This window comes from Streptomyces sp. NPDC055140, from assembly GCF_053607285.1.
This window is the reverse complement of the sequence record NZ_JBSGTG010000013.1, coordinates 232,435-255,775: the sequence shown is the minus strand read 5'-3', so window position 1 is coordinate 255,775 and position 23,341 is coordinate 232,435. Positions and strand designations below refer to the sequence as shown.

General features: G+C 72.1%; 24 protein-coding genes and 1 riboswitch. Of the genes, 7 read left to right on the top strand and 17 right to left on the bottom strand.

Going from position 1 to position 23,341, the window contains the following annotated elements; genetic code table 11:
* The first annotated feature begins 185 nt into the window (after window positions 1–185).
* A complete protein-coding gene (locus ACWFR4_RS25100; RefSeq protein WP_453654623.1) occupies window positions 186–1,067 on the top strand; it encodes an MBL fold metallo-hydrolase in 882 nt (293 codons plus the stop codon).
* Window positions 1,068–1,179: 112 nt separating this feature from the next.
* The gene (locus tag ACWFR4_RS25095; RefSeq protein WP_453654621.1) at window positions 1,180–2,403 is read left to right on the top strand and encodes a cytochrome P450; all 1,224 of its coding nucleotides are present in this window, start codon (window positions 1,180–1,182) and stop codon (window positions 2,401–2,403) included.
* Between the two features lie 58 nt (window positions 2,404–2,461).
* Here the strand turns inward: ACWFR4_RS25095 and ACWFR4_RS25090 are convergent, their stop codons facing one another.
* The 8 genes from ACWFR4_RS25090 to ACWFR4_RS25055 form a co-directional block, all read right to left on the bottom strand.
* Complete coding sequence (locus ACWFR4_RS25090; RefSeq protein ID WP_453654619.1) at window positions 2,462–3,706, bottom strand: cytochrome P450; 1,245 nt, start codon at window positions 3,704–3,706, stop codon at window positions 2,462–2,464.
* Complete coding sequence (locus ACWFR4_RS25085; protein WP_453654617.1) at window positions 3,703–4,317, bottom strand: GTP-binding protein; 615 nt, start codon at window positions 4,315–4,317, stop codon at window positions 3,703–3,705. Before ACWFR4_RS25085 ends, ACWFR4_RS25090 begins: the two co-directional genes overlap by 4 nt.
* Window positions 4,298–4,657, bottom strand: coding sequence for a DUF742 domain-containing protein (locus ACWFR4_RS25080; RefSeq protein WP_376252563.1), 360 nt, complete (start codon window positions 4,655–4,657; stop codon window positions 4,298–4,300). The genes ACWFR4_RS25085 and ACWFR4_RS25080 overlap by 20 nt, the downstream gene beginning before the upstream one ends.
* Window positions 4,654–5,073, bottom strand: a complete 420-nt coding sequence (locus ACWFR4_RS25075) for a roadblock/LC7 domain-containing protein (protein WP_326714400.1) — start codon at window positions 5,071–5,073, stop codon at window positions 4,654–4,656. Before ACWFR4_RS25075 ends, ACWFR4_RS25080 begins: the two co-directional genes overlap by 4 nt.
* Window positions 5,074–5,190: 117 nt before the next feature.
* Window positions 5,191–6,915: a sensor histidine kinase gene (locus tag ACWFR4_RS25070; RefSeq protein ID WP_453654615.1), complete on the bottom strand. Its 1,725-nt coding sequence runs from the start codon at window positions 6,913–6,915 to the stop codon at window positions 5,191–5,193.
* Window positions 6,916–7,457: 542 nt separating this feature from the next.
* Window positions 7,458–8,186 carry a hypothetical protein gene (locus ACWFR4_RS25065; protein ID WP_453654613.1) on the bottom strand — a complete coding sequence of 243 codons (729 nt, stop codon included), beginning with the start codon at window positions 8,184–8,186 and terminating at the stop codon, window positions 7,458–7,460.
* Between the two features lie 91 nt (window positions 8,187–8,277).
* Window positions 8,278–8,991 carry a YoaK family protein gene (locus ACWFR4_RS25060; RefSeq protein WP_453457888.1) on the bottom strand — a complete coding sequence of 238 codons (714 nt, stop codon included), beginning with the start codon at window positions 8,989–8,991 and terminating at the stop codon, window positions 8,278–8,280.
* A gap of 42 nt (window positions 8,992–9,033) precedes the next feature.
* Window positions 9,034–10,128 carry a HoxN/HupN/NixA family nickel/cobalt transporter gene (locus ACWFR4_RS25055; protein WP_453654611.1) on the bottom strand — a complete coding sequence of 365 codons (1,095 nt, stop codon included), beginning with the start codon at window positions 10,126–10,128 and terminating at the stop codon, window positions 9,034–9,036.
* A gap of 29 nt (window positions 10,129–10,157) precedes the next feature.
* Window positions 10,158–10,381, bottom strand: a riboswitch (cobalamin riboswitch).
* An 89-nt stretch (window positions 10,382–10,470) separates the two neighbouring features.
* Here ACWFR4_RS25055 and ACWFR4_RS25050 point away from each other — a divergent pair.
* Window positions 10,471–10,833 carry an ArsR/SmtB family transcription factor gene (locus ACWFR4_RS25050; protein WP_376542193.1) on the top strand — a complete coding sequence of 121 codons (363 nt, stop codon included), beginning with the start codon at window positions 10,471–10,473 and terminating at the stop codon, window positions 10,831–10,833.
* 25 nt (window positions 10,834–10,858) lie between these two features.
* Here ACWFR4_RS25050 and ACWFR4_RS25045 read toward each other — a convergent pair whose 3' ends face one another.
* The 3 genes from ACWFR4_RS25045 to rho all read right to left on the bottom strand — a co-directional run bounded on the left by ACWFR4_RS25045 (window position 10,859) and on the right by rho (window position 13,156).
* Window positions 10,859–11,293, bottom strand: a complete 435-nt coding sequence (locus tag ACWFR4_RS25045; RefSeq protein ID WP_453457996.1) for an inorganic diphosphatase — start codon at window positions 11,291–11,293, stop codon at window positions 10,859–10,861.
* Between the two features lie 153 nt (window positions 11,294–11,446).
* Window positions 11,447–11,935: a GNAT family N-acetyltransferase gene (locus tag ACWFR4_RS25040; RefSeq protein ID WP_453457891.1), complete on the bottom strand. Its 489-nt coding sequence runs from the start codon at window positions 11,933–11,935 to the stop codon at window positions 11,447–11,449.
* Between the two features lie 60 nt (window positions 11,936–11,995).
* Window positions 11,996–13,156 (bottom strand): transcription termination factor Rho, encoded by a 1,161-nt coding sequence (rho, locus tag ACWFR4_RS25035; protein WP_453457892.1) that lies wholly within the window; start codon window positions 13,154–13,156, stop codon window positions 11,996–11,998.
* Between the two features lie 413 nt (window positions 13,157–13,569).
* On the opposite strand from rho, the gene ACWFR4_RS25030 reads away from it, so the two are divergent.
* Complete coding sequence (locus ACWFR4_RS25030) at window positions 13,570–14,295, top strand: class I SAM-dependent methyltransferase (protein WP_453457894.1); 726 nt, start codon at window positions 13,570–13,572, stop codon at window positions 14,293–14,295.
* Here the strand turns inward: ACWFR4_RS25030 and ACWFR4_RS25025 are convergent.
* Complete coding sequence (locus ACWFR4_RS25025; protein ID WP_382522015.1) at window positions 14,292–14,777, bottom strand: DUF4440 domain-containing protein; 486 nt, start codon at window positions 14,775–14,777, stop codon at window positions 14,292–14,294. The two genes, ACWFR4_RS25030 and ACWFR4_RS25025, sit on opposite strands and share 4 nt — an antisense overlap.
* A 137-nt stretch (window positions 14,778–14,914) precedes the next feature.
* Window positions 14,915–16,132, bottom strand: coding sequence for an alpha/beta hydrolase (locus ACWFR4_RS25020; RefSeq protein ID WP_453457896.1), 1,218 nt, complete (start codon window positions 16,130–16,132; stop codon window positions 14,915–14,917).
* A gap of 157 nt (window positions 16,133–16,289) precedes the next feature.
* Between ACWFR4_RS25020 and ACWFR4_RS25015 the strand changes: the two genes are divergently transcribed.
* Window positions 16,290–18,035 carry a phosphatidylglycerol lysyltransferase domain-containing protein gene (locus ACWFR4_RS25015; RefSeq protein WP_453654609.1) on the top strand — a complete coding sequence of 582 codons (1,746 nt, stop codon included), beginning with the start codon at window positions 16,290–16,292 and terminating at the stop codon, window positions 18,033–18,035.
* Here ACWFR4_RS25015 and ACWFR4_RS25010 read toward each other — a convergent pair.
* A complete protein-coding gene (locus ACWFR4_RS25010; protein WP_453654607.1) occupies window positions 18,022–19,536 on the bottom strand; it encodes a hypothetical protein in 1,515 nt (504 codons plus the stop codon). The two genes, ACWFR4_RS25015 and ACWFR4_RS25010, sit on opposite strands and share 14 nt — an antisense overlap.
* Between ACWFR4_RS25010 and ACWFR4_RS25005 the strand changes: the two genes are divergently transcribed.
* Window positions 19,535–20,767, top strand: coding sequence for a molybdopterin-dependent oxidoreductase (locus ACWFR4_RS25005; protein ID WP_453457902.1), 1,233 nt, complete (start codon window positions 19,535–19,537; stop codon window positions 20,765–20,767). The genes ACWFR4_RS25010 and ACWFR4_RS25005 overlap by 2 nt on opposite strands.
* On the top strand, window positions 20,767–21,306 hold the full coding sequence (locus ACWFR4_RS25000) for a hypothetical protein (RefSeq protein ID WP_453654605.1): 540 nt from the start codon (window positions 20,767–20,769) through the stop codon (window positions 21,304–21,306). Before ACWFR4_RS25005 ends, ACWFR4_RS25000 begins: the two co-directional genes overlap by 1 nt.
* Here ACWFR4_RS25000 and ACWFR4_RS24995 read toward each other — a convergent pair.
* Genes ACWFR4_RS24995 through ACWFR4_RS24985 form a run of 3 tightly spaced genes read right to left on the bottom strand, consistent with a single transcriptional unit; the run spans window position 21,261 to window position 23,310 of the window.
* Window positions 21,261–21,914: a class I SAM-dependent methyltransferase gene (locus ACWFR4_RS24995; RefSeq protein WP_453457907.1), complete on the bottom strand. Its 654-nt coding sequence runs from the start codon at window positions 21,912–21,914 to the stop codon at window positions 21,261–21,263. The two genes, ACWFR4_RS25000 and ACWFR4_RS24995, sit on opposite strands and share 46 nt — an antisense overlap.
* The gene (locus tag ACWFR4_RS24990; protein ID WP_453457910.1) at window positions 21,911–22,579 is read right to left on the bottom strand and encodes a TIGR04282 family arsenosugar biosynthesis glycosyltransferase; all 669 of its coding nucleotides are present in this window, start codon (window positions 22,577–22,579) and stop codon (window positions 21,911–21,913) included. The genes ACWFR4_RS24995 and ACWFR4_RS24990 overlap by 4 nt, the downstream gene beginning before the upstream one ends.
* Window positions 22,576–23,310 carry a glycosyltransferase family 2 protein gene (locus ACWFR4_RS24985; protein WP_453457913.1) on the bottom strand — a complete coding sequence of 245 codons (735 nt, stop codon included), beginning with the start codon at window positions 23,308–23,310 and terminating at the stop codon, window positions 22,576–22,578. The genes ACWFR4_RS24990 and ACWFR4_RS24985 overlap by 4 nt, the downstream gene beginning before the upstream one ends.
* Window positions 23,311–23,341: the final 31 nt, after the last annotated feature.

Genomic DNA, 23,341 nt, shown 5'->3' with positions numbered 1-23,341 from the left:
CGCATGAGGCCCCTTCTGTGCACCCCGGGACGGCCCCACCAGCTACTACCACCGCTAGTATGTGATCTGGCTCCTATGGGGTGCTTCACAGGCCCTACCCCCTCCGCGTTACCCACGTCACGCGTCCAGCCCGGTCCAAAGGCCAGAACGACGCCCCCGAAGGGCGACTCTCTTAAGGAGGCGGAATGGGTGGAACCGCGCGGCAGGTCGACTTCGTGACAGAGGGGCCCGTGCCGCACGCGCTGGACGTGCGCTGGATCCATGGATCGGAGTCGGCGAAGCACAACACCGACCCGGACATCCAGGTGCACCCCTATGACGAGCACACGGTCATCCTGCGCCAGAACATGGCCGTGCATTACGAGGCGCCCTTCCTGTTTCTGCTGTTCGGCAACGCACGCGCCGTACTCATCGACACGGGAGCCACCGCGTCCGCCGAGTACTTCCCCCTGCGCCGGGTCGTCGACGGGCTCATCGGGGACTGGCTGGCGGAGCACCCCCGGGACACCTACGAACTCCTCGTCCTGCACACGCACGCCCACGGGGACCATGTGGCGGCGGATGCCCAGTTCGCCGACCGGCCCCACACGCGCGTGGTCGGGGCGGATCGTGACAGCGCTTGGGAGTTCTTCGGGTTCGCGGACGACCAAGGCCGAGTGGCCCGGGTCGACCTGGGCGGCCGCGTGCTGGAGTGCCTGGCCACACCCGGCCACCACGCGGCGGCCGTCACGTACTACGACCCGCACACGGGGTTCCTGCTCACCGGTGACACGGTGTATCCCGGGCGGCTGTACGTCGAGGACTGGGCGGCGTTCACCGAGTCCATCGACCGCATGGTCGAGTTCGCGGCCACCCGTACGGTCACCCATGTGCTGGGCTGCCACATCGAGATGACCGGCAAGCCGGGCGTCGACCACCCGGTCCTGACCACCTGTCAGCCGGACGAGCCACCGCTGGAGATGACGGTGGAGCAGCTGCGGGACATCCGCCGCGCGATCGACGAGATCGGCGAACGGACCGGCCGCCACGTCTTCCCCGACTTCATCATCTGCCGCGCCGACGACTGAGCGCTCCGGCCTACCACGCCGACCGCCGCACCGAAACCATGAGGGGTCTGTCTCCGCCGACGGATGATCAATAACCTGGTGGGCGTTGCCTGTTACTGACCGAGGGAGCTTCATGTCCACCGCACAGGTCCCCGACATACTGTCGCCGGAGTTCGCCGAGAATCCGTACCCGGCCTACGCGGCCATGCGTGAGCACTCTCCGCTCATCTGGCACGAGGCCACGCAGAGTTACGTCATCTCGCGGTACGCCGATGTCGAGCGCGTCTTCAAGGACAAGGAGTCGCAGTTCACGACAGACAACTACAACTGGCAGATCGAGCCGGTGCACGGCAAGACGATCCTCCAGCTCAGCGGGCGTGAGCACGCGGTCCGCCGCGCCCTCGTCGCACCCGCGTTCCGCGGGAGCGACCTCCAGGAGAAGTTCCTGCCGGTCATCGAGCGCAACTCCCGCGAACTGATCGACACGTTCCGCGCCACCGGCTCCGTCGACCTCGTGGACGCGTACGCCACCCGCTTCCCCGTCAACGTGATCGCCGACATGCTGGGCCTGGACAAGGCGGACCACGCGCGCTTCCACGGCTGGTACACCACCGTCATCGCCTTCCTCGGCAACCTGTCCGGGGACAAGGACGTCGCGGCGGCCGGTGAGCGCACCCGTGTCGAGTTCGCCGAGTACATGATCCCGATCATCCGGCAGCGCCGGGACAACCTCGGCGACGACCTGCTCTCCTCTCTCTGCGCCGCCGAGGTCGACGGCGTCCGCATGAGCGACGAGGACATCAAGGCGTTCTGCAGCCTGCTCCTCGCGGCCGGCGGCGAGACCACCGACAAGGCCATCGCCAGCATCTTCGCCAACCTGCTCACCCACCCCGAGCAGCTCGACGCCGTCCGCAAGGACCGCACGCTGATCGCCCGCGCCTTCTCCGAGACGCTGCGCTACACCCCGCCCGTCCACATGATCATGCGCCAGTCGGCGACCGACGTGGAGGTGAGCGGCGGCACGATCCCCGCGGGAGCGACCGTCACCTGTCTGATCGGCGCCGCCAACCGCGACGCGGACCGCTACACGGAGCCCGACCGCTTCGACATCTTCCGCGAGGACCTCACCGCCACGAACGCGTTCTCGGCGGCGGCCGACCATCTGTCCTTCGCGCTCGGCCGGCACTTCTGCGTCGGCGCGCTGCTCGCCAAGGCCGAGGTCGAGATCGGCGTCGGCCAGCTCCTCGACGCGATGCCGGGCGTGCGGCTCGCCGACGGGTTCGACCCGGTGGAACAAGGGGTGTTCACCCGCGGCCCGCAGTCCCTGCCGGTGCAGTTCACCCCCGTCACTGCGTGAACCACGCGGCCGGGACCGGCAGTTGACCGGTCCCGGCCGCGTGGTGTGTCCGCGGGTCTCAGTGCGACACGGGAGTGAACTGCACCGGCAGCGCGGTCAGTCCGCGCATCCAGATCGACGGGCGCCAGGTCAGTTCCTGCGGCTCCACGGCGAGCACCAGGTCGGGGAGCCGCTCGAGCAGCGTCTCCACCGCCGTACGGGCGATGACGTCCGCGAGGAGCGGGGCCGGATACGGGCAGCGGTGCTCGCCGTTGCTGAACGACAGATGGGCCGAGTTCTCCGCGCCCACCTGCGACTCGGGCCAGATCTGCGGATCGGTGTTGGCCGCCGCCAGGCCGAGCACCAGACAGTCGCCCGCCCGGATCTGCCGCCCGCCCAGCTGCGTGTCGCGCACCGCCCACCGGCCGATGAAGTTCTGCGTGGGCGTGTCCAGCCACAGCACCTCGTTCAGCGCCTGACCGACGCTGAGCCGCCCGCCGGAGACGTTCAGCGCGAACCGCTCGTCGGTCAGCAGCAGACGCAGCGTGTTGCAGATCCAGTTGGCCGTCGGCTGCTGCGCCGCCGCGATGACGGAGATCAGGTCCTGGACGACCTCTTCGTCGGTGAGGCCCGCCGGGTGCGCCAGCATCCGTGACGTGACGTCAGGACCCGGCGACTCCCGCTTCTCCTTGACCAGTTGCTGGATGCGCGCGCCCACCCGGCCGTACGCGGCCACCGGGTCGTCGCCCTCCGCCGCGTCCAGGGAGATCCGCAGATCGTCCACCAGCTGCTCGGTGTCGGTGCTGCCCGCGGGCATCCCGCAGAACTGCACCGCCGCCCGCATCGGCAGGGCGTGCGCGAAGGCGGCCATCAGCTCGGCCCGGCCGCTGCCGGCGAACGCGTCGATGAGCTGGTCGGCGATGCGCTCGCAGTCGCGGGCGAGTTCGAACTGGTCGACCGCTTCGAGGGCCTCGGTGATGACGCCCGCGCGCCGCTGGTGCTCGGCGCCCTCCGTGAACAGGACCGACGGCTGGTAGCCGACGAACGGCATCAGCGGCCAGTCGGCCGGGATGTGCTCCCACTGGTTCCAGCGCCGCGAGTCCCGGGCGAACAGTTCGTCGTGGCTCGTGACATACGTGACCTCGGGATAGCCGAGGACCAGCCACGCCGGGATGTCCGCGTCGAGCAGGACGGGCGCGATGGCGCCGTGCTCCCTGCGCAGGGACCGGTAGAGCTCCGAGGGGGTCTGCTGGTACTCCAGGCCGCTGAGGGCCACCGCGCCGGAGTGGGCGGGGCAGCCGGGCGGCGGGGTCGCGTCGGTCATGGTGTCTTCTCCCGGGCCATGGCCAGTTCGTAGAGGTGGTCGACGAGGGTGATCAGGACGTGCTTGCCCGACGACCTGACGCGCGCGTCGCAGTCGATCAGCGGCACGTGCTCGGGCAGCGTGAGCGCCTGGCGGATCTCGTCGAGGGAGAACCGGGTCCCGTCGCCGTCGAACCGGTTCACGGCGACCACGAACGGCGTCCTGTGGTGCTCCAGGCGGTCGATGGCGTACCAGGAGTCGCTCATCCGCCGTGTGTCGACGAGCACGACCGCGCCGAGCGTTCCCGAGAACAACCGGTCCCACAGGAACCAGAAGCGCTCCTGCCCGGGGGCGCCGAACAGATAGAGCACCATCCGCTCGGTGAGGCTGATGCGCCCGAAGTCGAACGCCACCGTCGTCGTGATCTTCGAGGAGATTGCGGCAGGCTCGTCGACGCCGACGCCCGCCTGCGTCATGACCTCTTCGGTGTTCAGCGGCCGGATCTCGCTGACGGACCGGACCAGGGTCGTCTTGCCGACGCCGAACCCGCCCACGATGACGATCTTGAGCCCGGTTTCGGCGACGTCGGCAAGCGGCGTACGGGAGGGCAGCTCAGAGGTTGCGGAGTCCATGCAGCACCTCCTTGAGAAGGGCGGAGTCGGGGAGCGAGGCGACGGACCGCGCCGCGCGTGGATGCCGGGCGGTGATGCGGCCCGTCGCGAGGAGATCGCCGAGCAGGATGCGCACCACCGTGATCGGCAGCTTCATCTCGGCCGCGATCTCGACCACGGCCGCCGGATGCCGGCACATGTCGAGGATGCGGACCTGTTCCGACTGCATCCCCGGCGTGGGCTCGCACTCGGCGACGACCAGGGTGACCAGATCGAAGGTGTCGTCGTCGGCCCGGCTGCGGCCACCCGTGACCGTGTACAGCCGGTCCGGGTCACCGGTGTCGACGGGCCGGCGCGTCATGAGGAAGCGCTCTCTCCGTCGTCTGTCCGTGGCTCGGCCCGCAGGTGCTCGCCGATCTGCTCGACGAGCTCGCTCATCCGGTGGCCGACCACGCCCGGGTCGGCGCCGTCCTCGGCGATCACCGCGAGATGCGCGCCCTCGCCCGCCTCGACGATGAACAGCAGACCGCCGTGGAACTCGGTCATCGAGTGCCGTACACCGCCCGTCCCGTCACCGAACTCCACCGAGGCGCCCTGGGCGAGCGCCTGGATGCCGGAGCAGATGGCCGCGAGCTGGTCGGCCTGGTCGAGGGTCAGATGCTCGCTCCAGCACAGCTTCAGACCGTCCCGGGAGAGCACCAGGGCGTGGCGCGTGCCGGGCGTGCGGTCCAGCAGGCTCTCCAGGAGCCAGGTCAGGCTGTTGTCAGTGGTCCGCATGGCGTGTGGGGCGGGTTGTGCCCGGCGAACCGGTCACCAGCCCGTGCCTCCAATCAAACGTTCTCGTACGGGGGATGGGGGCGCCGGTGCCCGGGCGCGTGCGGGAAGCGGGGCGGGCTACTCGGCCGGCGACTCGTCGGCCTGGTGGGGCACCTCGGGCGACGTGCCGGGCGCTTCGTCGCGGGCGCGCCGCGAGCGGTGGAAGGCGCCGAACTGCGCACCGGGGTCGCGCGGCGCACGCACGGACTCCTCCGCGGGCGCGCCGCCTTCGGCGGGGGCACGGTCCTTGCGGTCGCGTTCGGCCGAGGCCATGGTGCGCCCCGGCGCCCGGACCGGCAGGCCGCCCGGCGTCGCGGACGGCGGGTCCGCCTGGGCGGGAATCCCGGGTGTGGTGTCGTCGGACGTCTGCGGCACGGGGTCCGGCGCCGTCACAGGTGCGGCAGGTGCGGTAGGGGCGGCGGCACGGCGGACCGGGGGCTGCTGCGGGGCGGGGTCGCGCTGCTGGGCGAGCAGCTGCGGCGGAAGGAGGACCACGACACCCGTGCCGCCACGGGAGGACGGCCGGAAGTTCACGCTCATCCGGTACTTGGCGGCGAGGCGGCCCACCACGGCGAGGCCGAGCCGGGTGCCCTGGAGCGAGGCCAGGTCCGTCTCGCGGCCCGACACCGCGGCCTCGGCCCGCCGCATGGCCGCGTCGGCCATCTTCAGGCCGCTGTCCTCGATCGTCACGACGATCCCGGCGCTGCGTTCCTCGACGTAGACGTGGACCTCGTCGATGGGCGGCGAGAAGTTCGCGGCGTTGTCCATCAGTTCGGCGAGGAGGTGCATCACGCCCTCGGCGGCGAAGCCGGCGATCGCGGCGTTCGTGGCGCAGTGGAGCCTGACCCGCTGGTAGGCGGCGATCCGGCCGACCGCGCCGCGCAGGATGCTCTCCATGACGATCGGCTTGTTCCACGCGCGGCTGGCGCGGCCGCCCATGAGGAGGGCCAGCCGGTCGGTGAGCAGGCCGAGTTGGGACGTGTTGTGGTCGAGCCTGAGCAGATCACCGAAGACCTCCTCGCCGTGCCGCTCCTGCATGTCCCGCAGATCGGCGAGCATGCTGACCGACTTGGCCTGCACCCGGCTGAGGGCCTTGGCGCTGGCGGCCTGAGCGGCCGCGGCCCGCCGCTCGCTGGTGGCGAGTTCCCGTACGAAGGACTCCGTCAGGGTGCGCAGGTGCGCGTCGTCGGGGTGGTCGAGGCCGGAGAGGACCGCGTCGGCGGTGGAGCCCTCGCGCAGCGCCGCGACGGCGGCCGGCAGGGTCGCGGTGGCCAGCTCGTCCAGGTCGTGGTCGGTGCGGGCGATCCGGCGGGCCGTGTCCTGAGCGGTGGCCACTGCGGACGCCTCGCGCCGTACGGAGTCGTCCAGTTCGGCGGTGAACGCCTCAAGTGCCTGGCGCAGTTGGTGGTCCGCGGGCGGCGCGGTGGCGGCCAGTGCCTCCTCGGCGCCCGCGCCGTCCCGCAGCCGCTTCGACACGGAGGGGAGCGTGACGTTCACGAGATGGGCTGCCTCGGCCCCGCGCTGCGTCAACTGCTGCTGGAGCGCGAGCGATTCGCCCTGCGCGGCGTCCACGGCACCACGGGCCCGCTGCTGGAGCAGGGCGACCGTGACGAGGGAGGCGGCTATGCAGAGCCAGCTGACCAGGAGCGTGACGAGCACCCAGGTGCGGGCGGCCTGCGGAGCCGCGGCGGTCACCGCGCCGACGGCCGCTCCGGCCACCACGAGGACGGCGAAGAGGACGGCGAGCGTGGAGCGCCGCGACGTGGGTGTTCGGCGCGGCCTCGGGCGGGCAGGCACTGGCATTCCGCGGTCCCATCGGTGCTTGCGTGCGGGAAGGTCGTGGCCGATCGGCTCGGGTCGGCCGCACGGCCGGTCCCACCAACGGGATGGTGATCTTCCGGCACGTATGTGGCGCTCATGCTAGCCACCGCGCGCGGTGAGAGAACCGGGACAATGAACGCAGAGCGCCCGGCGGCGAAGTTCGTCGCGAAGTCGCCAGCCTGTCGGGGGGCCGTGGTAACGGCCTTCGCCGCCAGGGGTGCGTCAAATGGGGACAGGTGTACGGGTGTTGGGTGCGGTCGGGTGTGAGTGGGCTCGGGCCAGGGCGCGTTCACCTGTGCGTTGGCCGGTGAACGGCTGCCCTGAGCGGCTCGCGCGTTACTGCCGGGGGGCTGTTTTCAGCCAACCCCGGCCGGATGCGCAGTGCTGCGTCATGGATGTGGAGCCTCGGGGGTGCCGTTCGGCCGGCCGCAATGGAGGCGATTGTCGGCAAAGCGCGGTTGGTCAGGGGCGGAACGGACGTACGGCGCACTTGCCTCGTGTGTGACGGTTGGCGGATGGACCGGTCAGTCCTCGTGCGGGGCGCGCGTCCTGCGCCACAGCACGTAGGCGGCCCCGCCCACGAGGGCCGCGCCGAAGCCGATCCGGCCCAGGTCCAGGCCGCCGTCCGCGGTGCTGCCGACTCCGGCGCGCGCGCCGCGATAGCCGTCGCGTGTCACGTTCATCGGGGTGCTCCACTGCCTGCCGTCGGGACACGCTCCCTGCACGGACACCTGCGAACTGCTCCCGACCGCACCGGCCAGGCGTGCCGTCCCCCGGTACTGGGTGCGCCCGTCCTGCCCGATTCCGCCGCCGAACATGGGGAGTGTGACGGAGCCGGCGGCGAAGGCCTGGGAGCGGGCCGTGATGGAGCCGCGCCCGCCGCCGGCGCAGTAGACCGTGATCTCGGCGGTGGATGAGGCCCCCACCGTCGTGGACGGCGAGAGGCGTGCCTCCGCGTAGGAGTCGCCGTTCGCCGAGCCCCGGTCGCGGGTTCCGTCCGCCGAGCCCCGGTCGAGGGTCCCGCCGTCCGACGAGCCCCGGTTGCGGGTCCCGTCGTCCGAGCCCCGGTCGAGAGGCCCGTCGTCGGAGGGGCTCAAGGGGTTGGTCCGGCCCACCGAGTCGACCCGGCCGGCCTCGTCGGGTGCGGTCATCGAGGCGGGCGCTGCGACGGGGTGCTGTGCGGCTGCGGTCCCGGGCGCGAGCGCGGTGAGGCAGGCGGTCGTCGTGATGACGGTGGCTATCGGGCAGAACATGAGGCGTCTCCGGTCCCTGTGCCGCAGCGGCAGAGGGAGCTGCGGTCCTGGTCAGGACGCTAGTGAGCCCGGGCGTGCGGCGCCCGCAGGGTTAGGCCGATCGGATGCCGTCCGCGTCGGCGGCCGGCTCGCGATATCCGGCCGCGGCGGCCGCCACGAGCAGGGTGCCGACGAGGAGCGGCCAGCCCAGACCGTGGTGCAGCACGAGCAGCGCGCCGAGCGCGGCGCCCGCGAGCATCGCCACCACGGAGACGATCCGCCGCCCCGCCCGCGGATCGCTCCCGCCCGCGAGCGAGGACTCCGAGGCGAGCCCGGTCAGCGTCATGGTGAGGACCGTCGTGGTCATCTCCGGGACCGCGAGTTTGCGCACGGTCGCGTTGCGCAGCCCCATCGCCCATGCGAGGACGGCGATGAGCGCGTACGTCGCCTCGCCCGGCCACGCGAAGGCGACGGCCGTCGCCACGGCGAGCAGGACCGCCTCGGTGACGAACACCGACCGCACCCAGGTCTCCCGTGCCCGCCCGGCGAACACTCCGGTCAGCCGCCCGGCGCACACGGCCCCCGCGAGGAACGCGCCGAGGGAGGTGAGTGACCCGAGGACGGAGAACCCGGGAGCGCCCGCGGCGGCGAAGCCGATGATGACGACGTTGCCGGTCATGTTCGCCGCGAAGACGCGGCCGAGGCCCAGATAGCTGACCGCGTCGACGAAGCCGCTCACGACCGTGAGGACCGTGAGGGCCGCGGGAAGGGCGGACCTGCGTGGCACGGGCGCGGGCGCCGCTGGTGGAACGCTGGCTTCACTCACCCGCACGACCTTACGGAGTCCCGGTCCCGGCGGCCCGCCGGATCAGGTCCGCACGGCCCACCGTTCCTCGACCTTCGCGAGCCGCCAGTACCCGATGGCAGCCGCCCAGACGACGACGAACAGGCCCACGATGATGAACCCGACGTTGTCCAGGTCGAGCCCCGCTATCCAGCCGGTCACCGAGTCTCGCAGGTCGAGCTTGTCGTGCAGGACGCCCACGAGCTCGATGGTGCCGATCAGGAACGCGACAGCGATCGAGAGGCCGGTGATGGCGAGGTTGTAGAACACCTTGCGCACGGGGTTCGAGAACGCCCACTGGTACGCGAAGTTCATGAACGTCCCGTCCAGGGTGTCGAACAGGCTCATTCCGGCGGCGAACAGAAGCGGCAGGCACAGGATCGCGTACCAGGGCAGTCCGGCCGCCGCGCCGCTGCCCGCCATCACCATCAGCGTGACCTCGGTCGCCGTGTCGAAGCCGAGGCCGAAGAGAAAGCCGAGCGGGTACATCTGGCCCGGCCGGGTGATGGACTTGGTGAACCGGCCGAGGATCCGGTTCATGAACCCCCGGGAATCCAGGTGCTGTTCGAGCTCCGCCTCGTCGTACGAGCCCGCGCGCATAGCCCGGAACACCCGCAGGATCCCCACCAGGGCGACGAGGTTGAGCGCCGCGATGAGGTAGAGGAAGGACCCGGAGATGGTGGTGCCCATGACGCCGAGCGTCTGATGGGTGGCGGAGCCCTCGTTCATGATCCGCCCGGCGAGCTGGGTGCCCCCGGCGATCAGCGCGGCGAGCACGACCACCACGCTGGAGTGGCCGAGCGCGAACCAGAACCCCACCGACACCGGGCGCTTGCCGTCGGCCATCAGCTTGCGGGTCGTGTTGTCGATCGCGGCGATGTGGTCCGCGTCGAACGCGTGCCGCATGCCCAGGGTGTACGCGGTGACGCCGAGGCCGATGCCGAAGGCCTTCGACCCCACCTCGTAGTGCGCCGGGACGACGAGCAGGAACAGCACGCCGAACGCGACGACATGGAGTGCGGCTATCACCGCCAGGAGCCCGGCGGTGCGGACGGTGTCCTCGCGCCGCCAGTGGAACGCGTCGCGTCCGGTTTCCGGGGACTTCACGGACAGGGTCATGCGGTCACGCTCCAACACCTCGTGGAATCACTTCGTGAGATGCCGTGGCCGGTCTCCTGGCTGACGGGTGTCCGCGTCCGCCCCTGCCTTCCCAGCTGCGCGCGGCGGCCAGTGGCGTGGTGGGGCGAGGCGTCCCGAGTCGTCTCGTTGCCGAGGGACCCGGGGCCCGATCACAGTGGCGAGGGCCGCTTCGGTCTGGGTCCTTTGAGGGACCGTCACCGAATTCCCGAGCACCACGGCCCGCCCACAGTAGAGGCCGGTCGGCGACGCCTGCAAGGCTGCACAGCTGCGTAGGTGTGCGCGGGTATTCAAGATCACATCGGCGGCTGCGAGGATGGGGCCATGCATCTCGTCCCTGCCGAGCGCGCCGGCCGCCGCACGATCGACGGCCACCGGGTCTGCGAGGCCATCGCCGCCATCGGTGAGCCAGGACATGTCCGCGCCTGGGCCGACCGGTTCTCCCTGCTCGCCGATCCCCGGCGCCTCGCGCTGCTGCTCGCGCTGTACCGGGCGGGGCCGCTGGCCGTGTCGGATCTCGCCGTGGCCACGGGCATGAACGACCCGGCGGTCTCGCAGGCGCTGCGGCTGCTGCGCGCGGCCGGTGTGGTCGAGGGGGAGAAGGAGGGCAGGATCGTGCGCTACCGCGTCGTCGACGCGGCGACCGCGGACCTGCTCGAGCACTGCGCGACGGACGGCGCGCACTGACACGTGCGCGCCGTCGTGGCCGGTTTCAGTCCCGTCGGGCGGCGGCCCGGCGGCGCGCGGCGGCGATCTCCGCGTATGTGAGGTCGCGGCCCTCCCAGTGCGAGCCCTCGACGGACTTGCCGGGCTCCAGGTCCTTGTAGACCTCGAAGAAGTGCGTGATCTCCAGACGGTCGAACTCGGGGATGTCCTCGATGTCCCGCAAAGCCGCATGGCGCGGATCGTGCGCGGGCACACACAGGACCTTCTCGTCCATGCCCTTCTCGTCCCGCATCACGAACATGCCGATCGCTCGGCATTCGACGGTGCAGCCGGGGAACGTCGGATCGCCCACCAGGACGAGCGCGTCGAGCGGATCGCCGTCGCGCCCGAGGGTGCCGACGATGTATCCGTAGTCCGCCGGGTACTGGGTGGAGGTGAACAGCATCCGGTCGAGCCTTATCCGGCCGACGGAATGGTCCATCTCGTACTTGTTGCGGGAGCCTTGGGGGATCTCCACGGTGACGTCGAACGCGTGGACCGCGTCGGTGCCGTGGGCTGCGTCGGTGTGTCGGACCTCGTTGTCCAAGCCGGCCTCCTCGTCCACCCCGAGTGTGCGCCCGGGAGTGCGAGCGCGTCAGCCGATCGGGAACTCCAATTCGGGCCTGTCCCACATCACGGCGGGTGGATCGGCGGCTGCGGTGCCGGTGCGGACGGCTCCCGTGCTGTGGTAGAAGCCCTCGGCGGGCGGGTGCGAAACCACGCGGACCGAGGTCAGTCCGGCGGCGCGCGCCTCGTCCTTCATATGGGCGACGAGCAGCCGCCCGATGCCGAGCCCCTGCGCCGCGTCGGCGACGAACATCAGGTCGAGCTCCGGCGGCACGAGCGTGAGCGCGTAGAACCCGAGCACCAGGTCGTCGGCGCCGACTGCGACGAAGACGCGATGAGCTTCGATGTAGTCGGGGCCCACCCGGTAGCCGGCCACCATCGACGCGTACGGGGCCTCGTAGGCGCGGGACGTACGGACGAGCCTGGTCAGCCGCTTGGCGTCGCGGGCGGTCGCCCTGCGCACCCGGACCGTCCCGCCGCCCCCCGTGCTTCCCGGGGCTGTAATGCTCGAAGTCATAGTGAGAGTATTACGCATCCTGCCGCGCCGATCGACCCGGGACCTTGTACGGAGGCCGTCTCACGCGGTGGGAACGGTGGACTGCACCTGCCGCAGGAACGTCGCGTTGTCCGGTGTCTGCCGGATCCGCTCGACGAGCGTCTCGAGCCCGGCGTGCCCGTCCCGCGACTGAAGCGCGCGCCGCAGACCGCGTACGACCGCCAACTCGGCCTCGGGCAGCAGGAGTTCCTCGCGGCGCGTGCCGGACTGGGTGAGGTCGACGGCGGGGTGGATCCGGCGCTCGGCCAGGGTGCGGTCGAGGCGGATCTCCATGTTGCCCGTGCTCTTGAGCTCCTCGAAGAAGTAGTCGTCGGCGCGGGAGCCGGTGTCGACGAGCGCGGTGGCGAGGATGGTGAGCGAGCCGCCCTCCTCGGCGAGCCTCGCCGCTCCGAAGAACCGCTTGGGCCCGATCAGCGCGGAGGCGTCGACACCGCCGCTGAGCGTACGGCCGCCGGACGAGGCCGTGTTGTTGTGGGCGCGGCACAGGCGCGTCAGGGAGTCGAGGAGGATGACGACGTCCCGGCCGTCCTCGACGAGCCGCTTGGCACGCTCGACGGCCAGTTCGGCCAGCGCGATATGCGCCTTCGCGGGCTGGTCGAAGGTCGAGGCGAAGACCTCGCCGCGCACCGAGCGCCGCATGTCGGTGACCTCCTCCGGCCGTTCGTCGAGGAGCACCACCATCAGATGGGCCTCGGGGTGGTTCGTGGCGACGGACGCGGCGAGCTGCTGGAGCAGCACCGTCTTGCCGGTCTTGGGCGGCGCCACGATCAGCCCGCGCTGCCCCTTGCCGATGGGAGTGAACAGGTCGACGACGCGGGGCGTCACGCCGCCCTTCGCGGTTTCGAGACGCAGCTGCTGCCGCGGGTGCAGGGGAGTGAGGTCACCGAACCGGGGCCGCCCGCGCAGCTCCTGGACGGGGCGCCCGTTGACGCGCTCGACCTCGGCGAGGGCGCGCGGCCTGCCGCACGTCCCCTGGATCAAGTCGCCCTTGCGCAGGCCGAGTCGGCGGATCAGGGCGGCCGGCACCTGCACGTCGTGCGATGTCGGCAGGAGGTCGGCGAGGCGCAGGAACCCGGGCCCGTTGCCCGAGGTGTCGAGGACGCCCGCGGCCTGGACCGCGACCTCCTTCGGCTGCGTCGTGAACGCCTTTGTGGTGGTGGGGGGTTCGAGTGTGGTGGTCATCGGAATCGGTCCTTTCGCGGACGTTCGTACGAGAGCATGAGTGAGGTGGGATCCGGCGGGAGCGGGGCGGTGACTGCACGCCCCGCGAGGCGGGCGGGCGAAGAAGCCCGTGAAGAGCCCTGAGAAGCCTGTGGCCGGGGAGAAGCGATGCGGGGTACGGCGCGTCGGCGCCGCCTGGCGCATCGCTGACATCGATTCGACGAATCCCGCTGTCGCGGCGATTTCGGAGAGGGAGACTGGCACCGGCGCCGAAGAGGCGGCTAGCACACGTGCCAATCGCACTGTAACACCATGGGGGCGCCGTCCCGCAAGGGCTCACGTCACGGGCCGCCGTTCTCAGCCGCCCCTTCACCCCTGCTCGCCCCCTTGAGCAAAGCCTCCGTGACGCCGGGCGCGGCCTATGCTGAGCCCCGATGTTCGCACCTGAAGGGCCCACAGTCCGGGAGCTCGCCGTCCAGGCGCTGTCCTCCGTCGAGCACGGCTACGACCTGCTCGCCCCCAAGTTCGACCGCACGCCGTTCCGTACGCCCCGGTCGGTCCTCGCACCCGTGACCCGTGCCCTGCGCGGCATGGGCCCCTTCGAGCGCGGACTCGACCTGTGCTGCGGGACCGGCGCGGGGTTCGGCGTGCTGGCGCAGGTGTGTCGCGAGCGGCCCGTCGGGGTCGACATCAGCGCGGGCATGCTCACGGCGGGCCGCACGGCCCACGGGAGCGGCGCGGACCTGGTGCGCGGCGACGCCCTCGCGCTGCCCTTCGGCCCGGCCTTCGACCTGGTCGTCAGCTTCGGGGCGTTCGGCCACTTCCTGCCGCGGCAGCGGCCCGCCCTGTTCGCCCAGGTCCACTCCGTGCTGCGGCCGGGCGGACGCTTCGCGTTCCCGGTGCCGGCTCCCGCGCGGCCCGGCTCCCGCGGCTACTGGTCGATGCTGGCCTTCGACGGCGTGATGCGGGTCCGCAACGCGCTGTGGCGGCCGTCATTCGTCATGTACTACCGCGGCTTCCGCCTCGGCGACGTACGGAGCGAGCTGGTCAGGGCCGGTTTCGACGTGGAGCTGCGGGCGCTGCCCGAACTCGGCGAGCGCTCCGACGGCAGCCCCAGGTGCCGCCTCCTGGTGGCCAAGAAGGCCGGCCCGCCGCGCTAGACGGCGGTCTCGGGCGCCCCGCCCGCCTGCCGTACGTCCTCGTGGAGATGCACGATCAACCAGCGGCCGACCGTGGGGTCCTTGCGCAGGACCGCCGTGTTCCGCAGCAGCTCGGGACGGAGCGGGGTGCCGTCCGGGCCGGGCGCGTACGCGACGCGCAGCCAGTAGCGCAGGACCGCCGTGTCACCGAAGACGTCGACGACCGGGTCGTACGGGCGAAGCCCGCTCCCCACGGGCCCGTCTCCGGACTCGGGCCGCTCGTCCCGCACCCGGTCCAGGTCCGGCTTGCCGAGCAGCAGCGGCTCGGCGGCCGGGTCCCAGATCGTCGCCTCCGGGTCGAGCCGGGCGTCGATCTGGGCGCGGTCCCCGGTGGCGTACGCCTCGTACATGCCGGTCACGACGGACCAGACGGCGGCCACGTCGCCGGGCGCCGCGCCCGGCCTGGCCAGTGCGGGGCGGGCGGACACGGCGGACTCGGGCATGAGGGCTGCTCCTGGTCGGACGGGGGAGGCGCGCCGGGGCGGCGCCGATGCCAGGCCACCGTAACGGGTCGTCGGTGACGGGCGATCCGTCGGGCTGAAGCGAGGCCCGGGCAGGCGGGACACCGACGCAGGCGCGGCTACGGGTGTGGCCGGTTCGCGGCCTGTGTCGTGGGCCGGCGGTGCACGGTGTCCTGCGGGAACGTCAGCTGGCCGCTCATCCACCGCATGGCCGGAGCGATCTCCCGCTGCCATGTCGTGAAGTGGTGGCTGCCACGCGGCAGGATGATCTGGGCCGCCGTCATGGGCGGCTTCACCGCGTGCAGGAACTTCATCGTGTCGCCGTAGTCCTTCTCCCCCGACCTGCTGCTGGCGGCCAGGACGGACACGCGCGGCACGGGCAGGTGCTCCAGACGCCAGATGAGGTCGTGCTCGCGCTGCCGCTGCTCGGCGCCGGGACCCGAGCCGAAGAGGCTGCCGGTGGTCAGGTCGTCGCCGATCCTGTAGTCCGCCGACAGTGCCGCCGCCGAGGTGTACACGCCGGGGTGGCGCAGGGTGAGCTGGAGCGCGCACGTGCCGCCCGACGAATAGCCGAGAGCGCCCCACGCGCTGGGGTCGTGACCCACGCGGTACGACCGCTTGAGCGCCTCCGGCAGATCCTTCGTGAAGAACGTCTCGGCCTGCGGGCCGCCCGGCACGTTCACGCACTCCGTGTCACGGGGCGGCGCGATCGTCGGGCGCACCATCACGATCACCGTCGGCTGGATCTTGTCCGCTCTCAGCAGCCGGTCGGCGGTCTGCGGGACCTGGAGGTACTGGGCGAGGTTCATGATGCCGCCCGGGTAGCCGCTGATCGCGACGATCACGGGGAAGCGCTGGCGGTGGAACTGCTTCTGGAAGTACTGCGGCGGCAGATACACGAACGCCGGGTTCACGGCCCTGCTGCGCCGTCCGACGATCTTGACCGACTCCACCCGGCCGACCTGCGCCGCGGGCCCGCGCGGAATGCCCTTCACCCGATCGAGGCCCTGCGGCCCGGCGGGCTGCACCAGACCGCCGCGCACCGCGCCGACCGTGGAGTAGACGCCGGACCGGCCGAGCGCCGTGACCTCGGCGGGCGCCTTGTCGACATGGCCGAGCAGCTCGTCCCACGAGCCGTAGAACTCGAAGTTCGTGTTCACGGCGACGGCGAACGCGGTGAGGATCGTGAGCTGGGTCGCGCCGATCACGCCGAGGCGGCCGAGCACGGCCACGGGCCCGCGCCGGGCGAGCCGTGGCCACACCCAGACCGCAAGCCCCACACACACCAGGGCGGCCAGCACCGTCGCGTACTCGAGTGCCCGGCTCGTCAGGCCCATGTCTTCCTCAACTTTCAGCCGTCATCTGCGCTGTTCGGCAGTTTTCACCGGGAAAGAGGCGCGATGACCGAGGAAGGTTTGCCGGCCACCACGTTCTTACCGTGCTCCTGTGTCGCTCTTACTCCAGCGAGGTGGAGCACTCCTACGCTCGGTCACTGTGAAACAACGCCCCGCCGCCGTGGCAGGTCACACGTGCCTGATCATCGGAATTCTGGACATCGCGTCGGCGATCTCCCCGCACATGCAGGAGACCCGCATAGAGCGCATCGCGCCCTACGTGCCGGGCCTCGCCGAGGAGGTGGCCCGCGCCGCTGCGCTCGCCGCGGGACTGCTGCTCGTGATGCTCGCCAGAGGCCTGCGCCGCCGCAAACGGCGCGCCTGGGAGGCGGCCGTGGGGCTCCTCGCGGTCAGCGCGCTCGTCCAGGGTGTGCGCCATCACGCCCTGATCCCCGCGACCGTCTCGGTCGTCCTGTGCGTCGCGCTCGTCGCCTACCGCGAGGAGTTCTACGCACTGGGCGACCCGCGCGGCAGAACGCGCGCCCTGTGGAACCTCGTCGTCCTCGGCGGCAGCAGCTTCGGGCTCGGCCTGCTCGTCGTCGGTGTGCGCGCGAACCAGGAGGCGGGCCACGCCATCACGTTCGCCGACCGGCTCCAGGAGGTCGGCTACGGCCTGTTCGGTGCGTCTGGCCCCATCGCGTACAGGAGCGACCGGGCCGGCGACGTCGTGTACTTCTCGCTGCTGGCTCTCGGCGTGGTCACCGCCGCCACCAGCGTCTATCTCGCCCTGCGGCCCGTGACCCTGCGCCGCGCCGACAGCGACGAACGGCTGCGCGCCCTGCTGGCCGACGAGGGGCGGCGCGACTCGCTCGGCTACTTCGCGCTGCGCGGCGACAAGAGCGTCCTCTTCTCGCCCTCCGGCAAGGCCGCCGTCGCCTACCGCGTGGTGTCCGGCGTCGCCCTGGCAGGCGGCGACCCCATCGGCGACTACGAGGCATGGCCCGGCGCCATCAAGGAGTTCCTGCGGCAGTGCGCCCTGCACGCCTGGACCCCCGCCGTCATGGGGTGCAGCGAACTCGGCGGACAGGTCTGGACCCGCGAAGGCGGCCTCAAGGCCCTGGAGCTGGGCGACGAGGCCATCGTCGACTGCCAGGCCTTCAGCCTCTCGGGGCGCACCATGCGCAACGTCCGGCAGATGGTCAACCGCATCGAACGCACCGGCTACACCTGCCGCATGCGGCGTGTACGCGATCTGCCCGACGAGGAGAAGAAGCGGCTGCGCGAGGCCGCCGCCGCGTGGCGGGGCAGCGCCACCGAACGCGGGTTCTCCATGGCGCTCGGCCGGTTCGGCGACCCCGACGACGGGGACTGCGTCGTCGTCACCGCGCACCAGGACGACGAGGCGGGCAACGACCGCGTGCGCGCCCTGCTCCACTTCGTGCCCTGGGGCGAGGACGGTCTCTCCCTCGACCTGATGCGTCGCGACCGCACGGCCGAGCCCGGTCTGAACGAACTCCTCATCGTGGCCGCCCTGCGCGGCGCCCCCGGGCTCGGAGTGCGCCGTATGTCGCTCAACTTCGCGGTGTTCCGGGCCGCTCTCGCGCGCGGCGAGCGCCTCGGCGCGGGCCCGGTGCTGCGGGTGTGGCGGGGGCTGCTCGTGTTCCTGTCGCGCTGGTTCCAGATCGAGTCCCTGTACCGCTTCAACGCGAAGTTCCGGCCCGAGTGGGAGCCGCGCTTCGTCGTCTACCCCACGGTGCGTGACCTGCCGAGGATCAGCTGGGCCTGTCTCCAGGCCGAGGCGTTCGTCGTCCTGCCGCACCCGGCGGAGCGGCTGCGGCAGCTGCTGCGGAACCGGCCCGCCGCCCGCGAGGAGAAGCCGCAGCCGGCGAAGGTCACCACCCCGTGATCAGCAGGTGGTTGACCAGCAGGGCGAGTACCGCCTGCGCGGTCAGCCACCCGCGGCTCCACCGCGCGGGCAGCAGAGCGGTGGCCGCGATGAGCCAGACGCCGAACGGGAGCCAGATGCGTTCCGTCTCCGCCTTGCTCATGCCCGACAGATCGGCGGCCAGGAGGGCGAGCGCCGCGCCGAGGACGACCAGCGCGAGCCGTCCCTCCGGCTCCGCACGCGCGCGCAGGACACGTCCCGGAACCCGGCGCAGCCCCGCCGCCGTGGCAAGTCCGACGATCAGCACGGTGCACGCGAGGTTGGCCCACACCCAGTAGCCGTACGGCCGGATCCCGCCCGCGCCCTGGTAGTAACGCTCCGTCAGCAGGTGGTACGCCTCCCACCAGTTGAATCCGACGAGGGTGAACGCGACGGGCACCACGGCCGACCCCACGACGAACAGCGGAAGCGGCCGCGGTGTCCGCGCCGCGAGCAGCACGGCAGCCGCGACGAGGACCATCAGCGTCAGTCCGTACGACAGATAGCAGGTGAGCCCGAACAGCAGTCCGCTGCCGAGGGCCGCCCAGCGGCTGCCGCCGGTGGCCGCCACCGCGAGCAGCGCCACCGACCAGGCGGCGACCGCCGCGAAGTAGCCGTCCGCCGACGTGCCCGTCCAGACCGCCGCCGGCGCGAGCACCAGGAAGGGCGCCGCGCTGCGCGCCGTCCGCTCGTCGGCGAGCGCCCGCACCGTGACGAGGACGGCGACCGCCGCCGTGCACCCCACCGTGATGCACCACACCCCGGCCCACGCACCCCCGCCGAGCCCGATCCGGTCCAGGCCGACGAAGGTCAGGGTCGCCGCGGGCGGATGGCCCGCGACATGGGGCGGCCAGTGGTCGGGGGAGTGCAGCAGGATGTGCCGCGTGAAGTCCCGCAGCGTCGCGCCGACGTCGTCGAACCGGTCGATGACCCGCAGATACTCGTACGACGTGGTGAGGCGCCCGGCGATGCCCCGCTGCCAGCCGTCGATGAGCGCGAGCGAGAAGGTCCACGCCGCCGACGCGGCCCACACGGCGGGCAGCAGCATCCGCCACCGCAGCCGGGCCGCCACCACGGGCCCGTACGCGATGACCAGTACGGCGACGGCGATCGCCGCCGGCGTGCCGGGGCCCACGTGGGGATCCCAATGGGCGTACAGGGGTGCCCAGTCGACGTGCAGGGTGCCGTAGTGGTCCTGGATGTATCGGCCCACGAGCGCGGCCGCCGCGACCAGGGCGGCGGCAGCAGCGGCGGCGAGCAGGTCACGGCGCGTCCCGGTGGAGGGCGGCGCGGAGCGGGGGGCCTCGGGGGGAGCTTCGAGCTTCACACCCGGAACGCTAGGCGCCCGCACCGCCCATACGGTGGCACCGCGGGGTCGCGTCACCGAACCGTCAGATCTTCCTGCGCCGATCCGCGGTCTGTGCGCAATACGGTCGGAACAGGTCGGCGGGCCCCCGCCGCGCACAGCCTGAAGGAACCACATGGGCGTCCTCCCCCGCACTCTCCCTGATCCGTGGCGCAGCCCCCTGCGCGGCCCGCGCTTCACAGCGGTCCTCGGCCTCGTCCTGCTCGTCGGCATGACCCTGCTCTTCGTGACCGGCCTCCTGTCGTACGCCGCCTACAACCCGAACCTCGCGGCGGTCAACGACAAGACGCCCGGCAAGGGCCTGCTCGGCTTCTATCTGTTCTCCTGGCCGACGGACCCGCACTGGCTGTACCGCCTCACCCAGGGACTGCACGTCACCGTGGGCGTCGCGCTCGTGCCCGTGCTCCTCGCCAAACTGTGGTCGGTCGTGCCCAAACTGTTCGCGCTGCCACCCGCGCGCTCCGTCGGCCATGCCCTGGAACGGCTGTCGCTGCTCCTGCTCGTGGGCGGCGCGCTCTTCGAGTTCGTGACCGGCATTCTCAACGTGCAACTCGACTACCTGTTCCCCGGCTCCTTCTATCCGCTGCACTTCTACGGCGCCTGGGTGTTCATCAGCGCGTTCATCGTCCACGCGGTGCTGCGCGTACCGCAGGCGCTGCGCGTGCTGCGTGAGCGGAAGGCGGGCCTGCCCGAGACGGGCGACCTGGTGCCGGCGAAACCGGCCGAGCCCACGGTCTCGCGGCGCGGGGCGTTCGCCATGGTCGGCGCGGGCTCGCTCCTGCTGCTCGTCACGACGGCCGGCCAGAGCATCGGCGGGGTATGGCGCCGCACCGCTCTGCTCGCCCCGCACGGCGGCGCGGACCCGGGCACGGGCCCCGGCCGCTTCCAGATCAACAAGACCGCTGCCGTGGCCGGCATCCGTACCGCCGACACGGGCGAGCCGTGGCGGCTCGTCGTCACCGGGCCGAAAGGCACCGTCCACCGGCTCACCCGCGACGACCTTCTCCAACTCCCGCAGCACACCAGTTCGTTGCCCATCGCCTGCGTCGAAGGCTGGTCCACGGACGACCAGCACTGGAGCGGCGTACGGCTGCGCGATCTCGCCGCCCTCGCCGGAACCGACGGCGACACCGACGTGTTCGTCGAATCGCTGCAACAGCACGGCGCGTTCCGGAAGGCGGCCCTGCGCCGCAACCAGGTCCACGATCCGCGCTCCCTGCTCGCTCTGCGCGTCAACGGAGCCGATCTCACCCTCGACCACGGCTACCCGGCCCGTGTCATCGTCCCCGCGGCGCCGGGCGTCCTGAACACCAAGTGGGTCGCCCGCATGACGTTCGGAGCGCTGTGATGAACCGACTCCTGAGTCGTGGGTACGGCGAGAGCCCGCTCCAACTCCTGCTCCTGGCCGCCTCGTTCGCCCTCGCCGGATACGCGGGCGTGCGGCTGCTCGAGAACGACGCGTGGGCCGTGGCGGCCTGGTTCGTCGGCGCGGCCCTCGTCCACGACCTGCTGCTCGTGCCGGTGTACTCGCTCGCGGACGTCGCGGCGCAGAAGGCACTCGGCGACCGGAGCCGTACGGCGATGACGTACGTACGCGTCCCCGCGTTCCTGTCGGGCCTGCTGCTCCTGGTGTGGTTCCCGCTGATCACGCGGGCGCGAGAGGACCACTACGCCCTTGTGACGGGACATTCGGGGGACGCGTTCCTGCCGTGGTGGCTGCTGCTGACGGCCGCGCTGTTCGCCGCGTCGGCCCTGTGGTTCGTGGCCGTTGCGTTCCTCGCTCCCGCGTCGCCCTGGAGGCAGGCACGCAGGGCGCGCCGGGAAGAGCGGGCGCGGGAGCGTCAGCGGCGCAAGGAGACGAAGGAGCGCCCGCCCTCGGACCACTGAGCGACCGGCAGCCAGCCGAGCGCACGCGCGTACCGCAGCAGGGCGCGCGTGCCCACCCGGGCCCATGGGAAGAGCGAGCCCGTGGCGCCCTGTCCGTCGTCCACCCGCACCTCCACCCGCTCGTCCATGTCGAGCGGAGCCGTCTCGGTGATCAACAGTCCGCCGGGAGCGGTGAGTTCGGCGACCCGGGACAGCAGAGCCCCGGGGTCGCCGCCGATCCCGATGTTGCCGTCGAGGAGGAGTGCCGTCCCCCAACGGCCCTCGCCGGGCAGGGAGTCGAAGACGGACCGCTGCAACGCCGCGCCACCGAGGCGCACCGTCCGCGCGACCGCGGCCTCGCTCACGTCGATACCGAGCGCACGCTGTCCGGCCGCGGCGAGTGCGGCGACCAGCCGGCCCGGGCCGCAGCCGATGTCGAGGACAGCACCCTCGCAGCGGCGCAGCGCCGACAGGTCGGCGGCGTCGGCGACCGCGCACCAGCGCTCCACCTCGAGCGGCAGCAGCCATCCGTCGGCGCGCCGCAGGAAGAGGGGGCCGCGCTCGTTGCGCACGGCGTCGGCGTAGGGGTCCGTACACCAGGCCGGTGCCGCTTCGCGCATGGTGGTCATGAGCGGCCCACCCGCGTCAGCCGCGCGTGCTCGGCGGCGAACCGGCCGTCCGGCGCGGCGGCCGCCACCACGGCGGCGTCGTGGGCCGTGTCGACGTCCCGCAGGACCGGCAGGTCCCGTACGCGCAGCCCCGCATCCGTGAGCCGGGTCCGCTGGGCCGCACCCGTGTGCGCTGTCGACATCGGCACACCCCGCAGCAGCTCCGGGTCGGGCTCGGCGAGCCCGAGCGCCCAGAACCCGCCGTCGTCGGCGGGCCCGAGCCATGCGTCGCAGTCCCGCCAGGCGTCGGGCCCGAGCGCGGGCGCGAGCAGCGCGGGCGTCACCTGAGGTGTGTCCATCCCGATCAGGACGGCGGGCCCGTCGCACCCGGCGAACGCCGCCGCGAGCCGCTCGTCCAGGCCGCCGGCGCACTGCGCGACCACGTCGATCCCGGCCGGCAGCCACGCTCCTGGCACCCCGTCGAGCACCAGCACCCGACGCCGCGCGGACGTGGCGAGCGCCGCGTGCAGGGTGTCGACGAGCGAGGCCTCGGCCAGGCGCGCGGCCTCCTCGGGCGTGAACGGCGGCGTGAGCCGCGTCTTGACCCGCCCGGGTACCGGGGACTTGGCGATGACGAGGAGGGTGGTGCCGTGCCGCCGCGCCGCGGGCGATCCCACGGCGCTCACCGGGGTGCCGCCTCTCCGCGCGACGGGAGCGCCGGCAGCGGCTTCTCCGCGAGGACCGCGCGCATGTCCCGTACCGCCTGCCAGGTGCCCCGCCAGGTGCCCGTGACCTTCGACTTTCCCGTACGGGGCCGGTAGGGCACCGGGCGCTCCTCGATGCGCCAGCCCGCGTCGGCGGCCCGGACGACCATCTGGAGGGGGTAGCCGCTGCGGCGGTCCGCGAGATCCAGGGCGAGGAGGGAGGTGCGGCGCGCGGCGCGCAGCGGGCCCAGGTCGTGCAGCCGCAGCCCGGTGCGCCGGCGCAGCATCCCCGCCAGCGCGAGATTCCCGGCGCGCGCGTGCACGGGGAAGGCGCCACGGCTCTGCGGCCTGCGCCGCCCGAGCACGAGATCGGCCCGGCCCGCGACGACGTCCTGGACGAACGGCGTCAGCAGACCCGGGTCGAGCGACGCGTCGCAGTCGCAGAAGCAGACGACGTCCGCGTCGGACGCCAGCAGGCCCGCGTGGCAGGCGGCCCCGAAGCCGCGCCGGGGCTCCGTCACCACCGTCGCGCCCAGGGAACGGGCGACATGGGGGGAGCCGTCGGTGGACCCGTTGTCCACGACGAGCGCCCGCCAGCCGTCCGGGATGCGGGCCAGCACCCACGGCAGCGCGGCGGCCTCGTCGAGGCAGGGCAGCACGACATCGACCGAGGGGGCCGGGGCGGGGAGGGAGGAACAGTCTGGGGGGATCACGGTGTCACCCTACGAATCCGAACCGGACATT